Source organism: Streptomyces cucumeris, assembly GCF_024295805.1.
GTDB classification, from domain to species: Bacteria; Actinomycetota; Actinomycetes; order Streptomycetales; family Streptomycetaceae; genus Streptomyces; species Streptomyces cucumeris.
On sequence record NZ_JANCLX010000003.1, the window covers coordinates 236,118 to 246,673 of the forward strand.

9 protein-coding genes are annotated in these 10,556 nt (G+C 72.6%); 6 read left to right on the forward strand and 3 right to left on the reverse strand.

Going from position 1 to position 10,556, the window contains the following annotated elements; all coding sequences use genetic code 11:
- Nucleotides 1-149: 149 nt before the first annotated feature.
- The 6 genes from NMK44_RS06225 (at nt 150) to NMK44_RS06250 (ending at nt 6,908) form a co-directional block, all read left to right on the forward strand.
- Entirely contained in the window at nt 150-1,220 is a 1,071-nt protein-coding gene (locus NMK44_RS06225) for an ABC transporter substrate-binding protein (RefSeq protein ID WP_254739103.1), read from the forward strand.
- Nucleotides 1,217-2,284 (forward strand): FecCD family ABC transporter permease, encoded by a 1,068-nt coding sequence (locus NMK44_RS06230; RefSeq protein WP_254739105.1) that lies wholly within the window; start codon nt 1,217-1,219, stop codon nt 2,282-2,284. Before NMK44_RS06225 ends, NMK44_RS06230 begins: the two co-directional genes overlap by 4 nt.
- Nucleotides 2,281-3,096: an ABC transporter ATP-binding protein gene (locus NMK44_RS06235; RefSeq protein ID WP_254739107.1), complete on the forward strand. Its 816-nt coding sequence runs from the start codon at nt 2,281-2,283 to the stop codon at nt 3,094-3,096. Before NMK44_RS06230 ends, NMK44_RS06235 begins: the two co-directional genes overlap by 4 nt.
- Nucleotides 3,097-3,112: 16 nt before the next feature.
- The gene (locus NMK44_RS06240) at nt 3,113-4,534 is read left to right on the forward strand and encodes an MFS transporter (protein ID WP_254739109.1); all 1,422 of its coding nucleotides are present in this window, start codon (nt 3,113-3,115) and stop codon (nt 4,532-4,534) included.
- The gene (locus NMK44_RS06245; protein WP_254739111.1) at nt 4,531-5,787 is read left to right on the forward strand and encodes a cytochrome P450 family protein; all 1,257 of its coding nucleotides are present in this window, start codon (nt 4,531-4,533) and stop codon (nt 5,785-5,787) included. The genes NMK44_RS06240 and NMK44_RS06245 overlap by 4 nt, the downstream gene beginning before the upstream one ends.
- A 161-nt stretch (nt 5,788-5,948) precedes the next feature.
- Complete coding sequence (locus tag NMK44_RS06250; protein ID WP_254739113.1) at nt 5,949-6,908, forward strand: L-tyrosine/L-tryptophan isonitrile synthase family protein; 960 nt, start codon at nt 5,949-5,951, stop codon at nt 6,906-6,908.
- Nucleotides 6,909-6,984: 76 nt separating this feature from the next.
- Here the strand turns inward: NMK44_RS06250 and NMK44_RS06255 are convergent, their stop codons facing one another.
- From NMK44_RS06255 to NMK44_RS06265, 3 genes are all read right to left on the reverse strand, one after another.
- Nucleotides 6,985-8,916: a protein-arginine deiminase domain-containing protein gene (locus tag NMK44_RS06255; RefSeq protein ID WP_254739115.1), complete on the reverse strand. Its 1,932-nt coding sequence runs from the start codon at nt 8,914-8,916 to the stop codon at nt 6,985-6,987.
- 186 nt (nt 8,917-9,102) lie between these two features.
- Complete coding sequence (locus NMK44_RS06260) at nt 9,103-10,362, reverse strand: lanthionine synthetase LanC family protein (protein ID WP_254739117.1); 1,260 nt, start codon at nt 10,360-10,362, stop codon at nt 9,103-9,105.
- A gap of 4 nt (nt 10,363-10,366) precedes the next feature.
- Nucleotides 10,367-10,540: a hypothetical protein gene (locus NMK44_RS06265; protein WP_254739119.1), complete on the reverse strand. Its 174-nt coding sequence runs from the start codon at nt 10,538-10,540 to the stop codon at nt 10,367-10,369.
- Nucleotides 10,541-10,556 lie beyond the last annotated feature (16 nt).

The window sequence follows — 10,556 nt, forward strand, 5'->3', positions numbered from 1 at the left end:
CGCCCCATCCTCTCGGTGATCCGCCCGGCCTCCGGGCGGATCCGTCCGATCTCCTGCCACCGGGCCGGGAACTCACCGTGCGTCCGGTCCGACTTCTGGACCGGGTGCCGGAGACGCACCCGCGTACCGAGTGGAAGCTGGGGAGTTCGATGCGTTCTCGTGTGTGGGGCGGTACAACCGCCGTCGTGCTGGCAGGTCTGCTGGCGACGGGCTGCGGCGGCGGGAAGAAGGACACCGCGGACGAGGGCGCCGACCAGGCGGGGCCGGGTGACTTCCCGGTCACCGTCACCGACTGCGCGGGTGCCAGGACCACCTTCTCCGGCCCTTCGGAGAAGATCGTCACCAGCAACGCCTCCGGTCTGGAACTGCTGCTGCGCCTCGGTGTCAGGGACAAGGTCATCGGCACGGGCTTCCCGCCCGGCAAGGGGACACTGCCCGGTGCGCTGGACGCCCGGGCGCAGCGGGTGAAGGTGCTCGGCAAGCAGGTGATCCCGAAGGAGAAGCTGCTCGGATCGGGCGCCGATCTCTACATCGACACCTTCGCGTCGATGAACATGGGCGGTGGGATGGGTGATCTGCCGACCGAGGAGGAGTTCAAGGCGGCCGGGATCAAACACATCTATCTGAAGTCCACCGCCTGCGCCGCCCAGCGCAAGGGCCCGGTGACCGACCTGTCGGCCGTAGAGACCGACATCACCTCCCTCGGCGCGGTGACCGGCACCGGCCCGAAGGCGAAGGAACTCGTGGCCGGGATGCGGAAGAAGGTGGCGGCGGTCCGGAAGGCGGTCGGCGCTGTCCCGGAGGAGAAGCGGCCCACGTACTTCTTCTTCGACTACGACGCCGGGACCAAGCAGCCCACGGTCGTCTGCAACCGCCAGATCGCCAACGCGGTGATCACCCTGGCCGGGGCCCGCAACGCCTTCGCCGGCTGCGACGGCGACTTCAAGCAGGTCGGCTGGGAGGACGTCATCGCCAAGGATCCCGACTGGATCCAGCTCGGGGTGCGCAACCGGGGCAGCGAGGCGGCGAACGAGAAGGCGTTCGACGAGGCCGAGAAGTGGCTGCGGTCCCATGCCGCCACCAAGGGTCTGAAGGCGGTGAAGCGCGGGCACTTCCTGCGCATCGGCTCCGAGCGCACCACCATCGCCGGGGTCCGCAACGCCGACGCGGTCCAGGAGATCGCCGCTGCCCTCCACCCGGACCAGGCCGCCACCTCGTGACCTCGTTGCTGGAGCGCCGTGCCGTACCCACACCGGCGCGCGGTCTGCGGGCCGGGTCCCTGGCCGTCGTCCTCGGTGTGGCGCTGCTGGCCGCGCTGACCGCGGCGGTGGCCTGGGGATCGACGTCCATCCCGCCCGGTGAGGTGTGGGGCGTGGTGTGGCGGCGGCTGTCCGGTGAGGCGCCACGGCCGGGGACGAACGACCTGATTGTCTGGCAACTGCGCTTCCCACGGGCGCTGTTGGCCGCGCTGGTGGGCGCCGGGCTCGGCCTCATCGGAACGGCGATGCAGGCCCTGGTCCGCAACCCGCTGGCCGATCCGTACTTCCTGGGCATCTCCAACGGCGCGTCCCTCGGGGCGGTCGCCGCGATCGTGCTGGGCCTGGGCACGGGCGGGGCGCTGGGGCTCGGTCTGTCGGGCGCGGCCTTCGCCGGAGCCCTCGCCACCTTCGCACTGGTGTGGGCGGTGGCCCGGCGCCGGGGAGGGTTCGCACCGCTGCGGCTGGTGCTGGCGGGGGTGGCGATCGGCCAGTTCCTCTCCGGCTTCACCAGCTATCTCGTGCTGCAGGCCGGGGACGAACAGCAGACGCACAGTGTGCTGTTCTGGCTGATGGGCAGTCTCAGCGGGGCCAACTGGCCACTGCTCGCCGCGCCCGCCGTCGCCGTCCCGGTCACGGCACTGTGGCTCCAGGCACGGGCCCGGGGGCTGAACGCCCTGGTCATGGGGGATGAGACGGCGGCCGGACTCGGAGTGGACCCCGCCCGGCTCCGCCGGGAACTGTTCACCCTCACCAGTCTGCTGACCGGGGTGCTGGTCGCCGTCTCGGGCGCCATCGCGTTCGTCGCCCTGATGGTCCCGCACGCCTGCCGTCTGGTGATCGGTGGCGACCACCGTCGGCTGCTGCCGGTCTCGGCGCTGTTCGGCGCGCTGTTGCTGGTGGTCGTGGACCTCGTCTGCCGTACGGCCATGGACACCCAGGAGCTGCCGGTGGGCGTGGTCACCTCGCTCATCGGGGCGCCCGCGCTGCTGTATCTGCTGGACCGACGGCTGGGGGCCGACAGTTGAGGATCGACATCGAGGACCTGCGGGTCGCCTACTCCGGCCGCACCGTGGTGGCGGGTGCCCGGCTGATCGCGGCCGAGGGTGAGATCACCGGTCTGGTCGGGCCGAACGGCAGTGGCAAGTCCACCCTGCTGCGTACCGTGTACCGGCATGTGAAACCCAGCGCGGGGCGGGTGCTGCTCGCCGGTCAGGACATCGGGCGGATGGCTCCGGCCGAATCGGCCAGGCATGTGGCGGCCCTGCCCCAGGAGCGGGGCGCCGACTTCGAACTCACCGTCCGCGAGGTCGTGGTGATGGGCCGCACACCGTACAAGCGGGCCTTCGCCGGGGAGGATGCCGGGGACCGGGACATCGTCGCCAGGGCCCTCGCCGACGTCGGGATGGCGGACCAGGCCGGACGGCGGTTCACCGCGCTGTCCGGGGGCGAGCGCCAACGCGTGCTGCTGGCCCGCGCGTTCGCCCAGGACCCCGACGTCCTGGTGCTGGACGAGCCGACCAACCACCTCGACGTCCGGCACCAGGTGGAGTTGCTGGCCCTGCTCCGCGCCCAGCGCCGTACGACACTGGTCTCGCTCCACGACCTCAACGCGGCCGCCGCCGTCTGCGACCGGCTGCACGTGCTGCACGCCGGATCCGTGATCGCCTCCGGACCACCGCGGGAGGTGCTCACCCCGGACCTGATGGCCGAGGCGTTCGGGGTGCGCGCGGCCGTCGTCGACCATCCGCTGACCGGGGATCCGCTGATCGCCTTCGACCACCGGACCCCGGCCGGGGCCGATAACAGCGCGGTGCCGTCCGGCAGCCCTGCTCACTGACCTCGGGGAGCGAAGAGTGATACGCCGGAGTCCCGGTGGGAAACAGCGCGCGGACGACGCGCCCGTCAGCGAGGACCGCTGGGTGCTCGTGGCGCTGGCGGGCGCGCTGTCGTTCGTGGCAATGCTCGATATGAACATCGTCAACGTGGCGCTGGCGGACATCGCCGACAGCTTCGGGGTGTCCGCGGGGACCGCCCAGTGGGCCATGCTGGCCTATCAGCTCTCCGTGGTGTCCCTGCTGCTGCCGGTCGGCCGGTGGCTGGACGGTGTGGGGGCGCGCTCCGCCACGCTGACCGCCACCACCGGCTTCGCGCTGTGCGGCCTCCTGGCCGCGGCCGCTCCCTGGACCGGCTGGCTCATCGCCGCCCGGCTCGCGCAAGGGGGCTTCGGCGCGGTGCTGTTCGTGCTGATGCCGGTGCTGGCGCTCCGGTCGGTGCGACCGGAGCGGCGGGGCCGCGCCATGAGCGTACCGGCGACCCTGGGCCCGCTGGGCGCGGTGACCGGGCCCGCCCTCGGCGGTCTGCTGATCGACCACTGGGGCTGGCACTCCGTCTTCCTGGTCAAGATTCCGTTCTGTGCGCTGGCCCTGGCCGTGGCCTGGCGGGTGCTGCCCCGGGACGCCGGACCACGGCCGCCCGATCGCCGGTCCATGGCGGACGCCCTGCTGGTGGCCACCGGTGTCGGTGTACTGGTGCTGGCGTTGACACGGGCACCGCGCGGCGCGTGGTGGCTGTTGCTCGCGGCGGTCGCCGTGCCGCCGCTGTGGTGGTGGCTGCGCGGGACGGGCGGGCGTCCGGTCACCGGAGTACTGCGCACGGCGGGGCTGTTCCGGGCCCACGGGGCCGTACTGGCCCTCGCAGCCGGATTCGCGGCCATGCACTACGTCGTCGCCCTGCACCTCCAGCGGGACACCGGTCTCAGTGCCACGAGGACCGGACTGACCGTGCTCGCCTTCCCACTGGGCATGGGGCTGGCCGGACCGCTCGGCGGACGCCTCGCCGACCGGTACGGCCCCCGGCGGATCGCGGTCGCGGGTGCCTCGCTCACCACGACCGGACTGCTCCTGCTGCTGCTCCTGCCGCACGGTGGCTGGACGCCGCCGGAGGTGGCGTGGCGGCTGGCGCTGGCCGGTGCCGGAATGGGGCTGAACGGCGGCCCCACCCAGGCCCTGGTGATGGGCACCGCCCCACCGGACCGGGCCGCGACCGTGGGATCCACCGTGCAGCTCGCCCGCAGCCTCGGCTTCACCCTCGGCCCGGCCCTGGCGACGGCCGCCTGGGGGCTGAGCGGCGGGGCACGCGCGGGGCTGGCCCTGGCCGCCGCGTCCGCCTTCCTCGCCGTACCGCTGCTCGCGTGGTCCGGCGCCGGCACCACCGGCCGCACCGCAGCCGAGCCCGGGACATCATCCAACCGCCTTGTGAAGGAGCCCCGTTCATGACCATCCAGGAGCCCGGGACCGCGGACGACCCCCGGACCGGACCCGTGCCGCTGATGGGCTGCCCCTACAAGGCCGACCCGTATCCCCTCTACGAGCGGATGCGCGAGGCGGGCCCGGTGCACCGTGTCCTCTTCCCCAGCGGAGTGCGGGCCTGGCTCGTCACCGGCTACGAGGCCGCCCACTCCGCGCTCAACGACGACCGTCTGGGCAAGAACCACGACCGGGGCAACGACCGCTGGCGCGCCCGGGCCTCGATCATGCCGGAGCCGCAGCACTCCCAGCTCCAGGTGCACCTCCTCCACCAGGACCCGCCCCGCCACACCCATATGCGGCGCCTGGTCACCGACGCGTTCGCCCCGCGCCGCGTCGAACGGCTGCTCCCCCGCTTCCAGGAGATGGCCGACGCGCTCGTCGACGCCCTGCCCGCGACCGGCCCCGCCGACCTGGTCACCGGCTTCGCCGCCGACTACCCCTTCCAGGTCCTGGCGGAGGTGATCGGCCTCCCGCGGGAGCTCGCGGCCCGGTTCGACCGCGACTGGGGCAAGGTCGTCCAGCCGGTCGGCCCCACCGACCCCGGACGGCCGCGGTACGAGGCGCGGCTGCACGGCCTCCAGGGCTATATCGCCGACATCGTCGCGCACAAGCGGGCGCGGGAGGACGACGACCTGCTCAGCCGCCTGGTCATGGCCCGGGACCGTGGTGAACTGTCCCCGGAGGAGCTGGACTCCATGATCTTCCAGTTGCTGGTGGCGGGCCAGGAGCCGGTGACCAACCAGATCACCACGGCGCTGATCGCCCTCCTCCGCCACCCGGAGCAACTGGCCTCCCTGCGGGAGGATCCGGCGCTCCTCCCCGGCGCGGTCGAGGAACTCCTCCGCTACGACAGCGCCTTCGAACTCACCACCTGGCGCTTCTTCGACGAGGACAGCGACCTCCAGGGAACCGGGGTCCCGGCCGGTGACTCCGTGATCGTCTCGCTGTGCGCGGCCAACCGCGATCCGCGCCGCTTCCCCCACCCGGACACCCTCGACTTCCGCCGCAGCCCCAACCCCCACCTCGCCTTCGGCCACGGCATCCACTTCTGCCCGGGCGCGGCACTCGCCCGGGCCGAACTACGGGTCGCTCTCGGCACCCTGCTCACCCGTCTCCCCGGACTGCGGCTTGCCGTCGACGACGCGCGGATCGAGTGGATCCCGGCCGTCCTCGGCCGTGGCGCCCTCCATCTGCCCGTCCACTACGACCGACGCCTGTGACACCGCCGCCCGCTCCGCGTCGGTCCGGCTGACACCCCGTCCGGCCGACACCGCATCCGACGGACACTCCGTCCGACCGACGGCGCCCGGCCGCGTCCGCGGCACGGCGCGCGCCGTCATGCCCGTATGCCTCCCGCCCGTATGCCTCCCGGAGGAACTCCATGCCGTCCACCACCGCGCCCACCACCCTCGCCACGGACACCGGCGCCGCGATCCTGAGCCTGCTCCTGCCCCACCACCGGACGACCGGACGGGACACCGTCTCCCCCGCGATGTTCCCGCACCAGCTCCGCCAGATCACCGACTTCGTCCGCGCGGGCGCCCCGGTCCGCTTCACCCTGCCGGGCTTCCCCTGCAAGTCCCCCAACCCCGCCAAGGTGCTCGGCCACCTCCCCGATATGGGCGAACGCCTCTCCCTCACCTTCCTCGACGCCCTGTGCACACGGATCGCGCGGATCCATCCGCCCGGCGCGCGTATGGTGATCTGCTCCGACGGCCATGTCTTCAGCGACCTCATCGACGTACCCGACCACCACGTCGACGCCTACGCGGACGAACTCCGCGCCCTCATCCGCCGACTCGGCCTGGAGCGGCTGTCCGTCTTCGATCTGCGGGACGTCCTCGGCGACCTCCCGCACGACGCCAGACGCGCCCACGTCGACGCGGAGTACGCCCCCGCCCTGGAATCGCTGCGCGCCGACGTCCGCAGGGACGACGACACCCTCGCCCTCTACCGCGGCATCACCCGTTTCCTCGTCGAGGACACCCCCGACTACCCCGGCACCCGCTCCGCCCTCCAACGCCGCTGCCGGCAGCGGGCCTACGGAGTCATCCGGCGCAGCCGCGCATGGGGTGACCTCGTCGCCGACCACCATCCGCACTCCGTACGCCTGTCCATCCACCCGCAGCCGGTCGGCGCCACCAAATTCGGCATCCGCCTCCTCGACGCGCCCGATGCCTGGACCACCCCCTGGCACGCGTCCGCCCTGCGCCGCGCCGACGGTAGCTGGACCCTCATGCCCCGTGCCGGAGCGGCGCAGCGGGGGCGGCTGGTCTCACGGGACGGCAGACCGAGCCACTTCATCCAGGACCGACCCCTGGGACGGCACCCGGAACGGTAGGCACCACCGGCATGCGGCCCCGCACGACCGGGATACCGGCGCCCATGGCGGCGCGCCGGTTTCCCGGGGCAAGGCCCTACGCCGTGGGCCACCACGGCGCGGTGGCGTCACGCAGTGTGTTGGTGCCGCAGTGCACCTCGCCCATGCCGATGTGGTACGTGTACCAGTCGTCGATGTAGGACGTGGTGAAGCCCGCCTTCGCGTAGACGGAGTTCACGGCCTCGGTGAAGATGTCCCGGCCGCCGATGACCGGGCCCCACTGCCGGGGCGCGAGGTAGCGCGTCGGGCTGAGCAGGACGCCGTTGACCGCACCGGGGATATAGGCGCTCTTCCGTGAGACGGCGGCCTGCCGTGTGGCACCGCGTTCGGCACGGCCGTCGGCACGGCTGTCGTCACCGCCGAGCTGGCTGAACCGGCGCAGCGTATCGGGGCCCATGCGCCGCAGCTTGCGGCTGCCGCTGAGGCTGCCACGCTCGTCGTCGCGCATGTACAGGCCGGGAACCTTGACGATCTCCGCGTCGGTGATGCCGGTCTCCCGCTTGAGGATGTCCAGGTTCGCCTTGATGCGGGCGGCCGCCAGCTTGTTGTCGGAGCGGAACGTGGCCTTGGCGAGGACCTTGTCGATGGTCTCCTTGGGCGCCGGGATGTCGGCGGAGCGCGGCACGGAGAACATCTTCTCGCCGCCGTGACCGTCCCGCTTGGCCTTGCGCAACAGCTCCATACCGGCCGCCGGGTCGGCGACGCCGATCCGCCAGCCGCGCTCGGTGTCCGAAGGCAGGAACTGGATGAACTCGTCCACGTGCCCGACCGAGAGCCAGGATGTGTCGAGCAGCAGCGGCGCCTGCGCGCCCTGGGAGGACAGGAACGTACGCATCGCCTTGGCGGGCTTGATGCCGGTGTCGGCGCGGTAGCCCTGGATGATCCGCCCGGCGGGGTAGCTCTTGCCGCCCAGGGTGTACGGCGGGATGGTCTCCAGGTTGCCCATGGAGTTGAGCGTCCACCCCTCGTCGTTCTCCACCCCGCTGACCTGGACCACGCCCACATCCGGACCGCGCAACTTCTCGAACAGCTCGCGCCCGGCCTCCCGGTCGGGCTGCGCGGAGCGGATCAGGACGCGCATCACCTGCTGCTTGCCCCCCGGACCCGGCATGCTCGCGTACGCGGGCTCGACGAAGTCCTGCGCCCAGACGTCGCCGTACTTGGTGAAGGTGGTCAGGGGCTTGCTGATCCCGGCCTTCTTCGCCTGCTCGGCCAGGTCCTTGACGAACTTTCGCTGGGCGCGGCCGTAGTCGCCGCCGCCGGACACCTTGGTGACGAGGAGTTCCTCGGCCCGCTGGAGGTGGTGGTGGGTGAGCACGGGGGCGGTGCGCAGCACGACGTCGTCGGAGCGGGACGTGCCGCTGGCGGTGACCGTGAAGCGGACCTTCACCTCTCCGTTCCACTTCCGCGCGTCGCGCACGACGTCGATCGCCTCGATGCCCAGCTCGACACCGGAGCGCAGCTCCTTCGTGGACAGCCGGTCGGTGGGCCGCAGCAGGGACCAGCGTCCCTCGCGCTTGATGAACAGGCGGGACTTCTTGGCGCCGGTGCCGACCGTCTTGACGGTGCCGTGGCTGCCCGCCGGGGTCCGGGGCAGCGGTACGGTCGTGAGCCGGGCCAGGTCGGCGGCGTCGCGCGCGCCGTTGACCTTTGCGTCCGACGCGTCGTTGCACCGGGCCAGCTTGGCGTCCGAAAGCGGCCTTCCCCGTGCGTCCTTGACCGGGCAGCGCTTGGCGTCGTCGTCGACGTTCGGCAGCACGATCGCGCCCCGCCGGCTGGTCCAGGTGTTCTCGCCGTCGGTGTCGGTGGCGCCCTCGATGGAGCCGTCCCGGTTCACATCGGCGCGCAGGTCGGGTACCTGTGGCGTGGCCGAGGTGCCGTTTTCGGCGACGGCGGTGGCGCCCGTGGACGCGAGGACCCCGGCGATGCCGGTCGCCAGCGCGATGTTTCTCCATCGGTGCGTGCGCACAGTTCTCCTCCTTGCTCCCGGCCCTCCGATCAGGTGTGCGAGGGCCACCGAAGAACAAGAGGGCCACGGGGGCGGTCAGGTTGACCCGAGAGGAGGAAAGAGGCGCCAGGAAAAGGAATTTGACGGTGAGACAGATGACGACAGTTCCCCGCCCTGCCCTCTCCGGGCGGGGCGGGGAGGCTCGGTTCACCGCAGTCCGAAGCAGGGCTGCCAGAGCCGTGGGGCCTCGGGGTGGGCGGCGCTCAGCAGGGCGCACAGCGGGCCGGTGGCGTCCGCCAGTGGCCCCGCGGGCCGGATGCCGAGTGCGCGTAGCCGGGGCAATCGCTGCCGCAGCCGGGCGCTGAGCCCGTCGCGGAGGGTGGCGGCGGCCGGGAGCCCGGCGTGCCGGGCGAAGGCGTCGGCCACGGCGAGCACACCTCCCGCGCCGTGGCAGAGGCCCAGCAGATCGGACGGGTCCTCGCCGTGGAGATGGAACTCCGGGTCGTAGTGGTCGGCCAGGGTGGTGAACGCGTCGGCCGCCCATGCGGCCGACCGCCGGTCGCCGAGCGCGTCGGCGGCGTCCCAGACCGCCCAGGACACGCCGGGGTTGCCGTAGCACCATGCCTGGCGGGGGCGGGCCCCCGGCGGCGGGGGGCCGTGCCGTTCCGCGTCGTCCCAACTGCGGATGGCCCGGGCGTCGTCGAAGGACTGCCCGATCAGCCACCGGGTGGTGTGCCGCAGTGCGCGGACGGTCGCGGGGTCCGGGCCCACCGTACGGACCAGGGCGGTGAGCGCGGCGGTGAGGCCCGCCACCCCGTGTCCCATACCGGTGTTGATCCGGCCTTCGAGCCGGCCCAGTCGAGGATGTCCGGCGTATCCGGCGACCCGCAGACGGCTCAGTTCCCGGTCCGCGCAGAGCGCCGTCAGATGGCCGGCGAGCGGAGCGAGGGCCGGGAGCTCGGTCACACCGTCCGCGAGCAGCGCCAGGAGGGTGCCGGACGGGCCGACGATCAGGTCGTGGTCGTCGAACCGGACGCCCTCGGTGCGCCACGGGCGGGCGGCCGTGGCCCGGAGCAGATGGTCGCGCAGCCGGTCGGCGGCGCGGTGCAGCGGCGGGTGGATCCGGGCGGCCAGCCGCAGCCCGACGAGTGTGCCGCTCAACCCCCCGTCGTGCAGGCCCATGTGATTCGCTCCGCCGCCGACGGTGCGGGTCCAGGCCGCGACGGCCCCGCGCACCACGGCGCCGTGTTCACCCGTGGTGTCCCTCAGCAGACAGCCCAGGGCGGGGATCCCCGGACCGCCGGATCCGGGTGCCACCGGTGGCGGGTCGCCGCCCTCCCGAGTCCGGGTCCGGGCCCAGGTGTCGAGCAGCGCCACGGCGAGTGTGACGACCTCACCGTGGCCGGACGTCTTCGGGGAACCAGCCGCCCTGGCGGTGCCGGACGGCTGGTCCTGGCTATCCGGCACGGACTCAGCCGCGGTCGGTCACACAGAGCAGGGCCGAGCCGCAGAGGGCCGAGCCGCAGAGGAGGCTGGACGCGCAGAGCACGGTGGCGGCCGCGGCGTCCGGCAGCCGGGTCTCGGTGATCCTGGCCTCCAGGTCGTCGATGAGGTTGTCCAGGTCGAGGAGCTCCATGGTCTCCATGAGGGGATTCCTTTCT

What these genes read in the sequence shown, in the direction of transcription:
- NMK44_RS06250 (WP_254739113.1), top strand. Translation starts at nt 5,949, where the DNA reads ATGCCGTCCACCACCGCGCCCACCACCCTCGCCACGGACACCGGCGCC.
- NMK44_RS06265 (WP_254739119.1), bottom strand. Translation starts at nt 10,540, where the DNA reads ATGGAGACCATGGAGCTCCTCGACCTGGACAACCTCATCGACGACCTG.
- NMK44_RS06225 (WP_254739103.1), top strand. Translation starts at nt 150, where the DNA reads ATGCGTTCTCGTGTGTGGGGCGGTACAACCGCCGTCGTGCTGGCAGGT.
- NMK44_RS06245 (WP_254739111.1), top strand. Translation starts at nt 4,531, where the DNA reads ATGACCATCCAGGAGCCCGGGACCGCGGACGACCCCCGGACCGGACCC.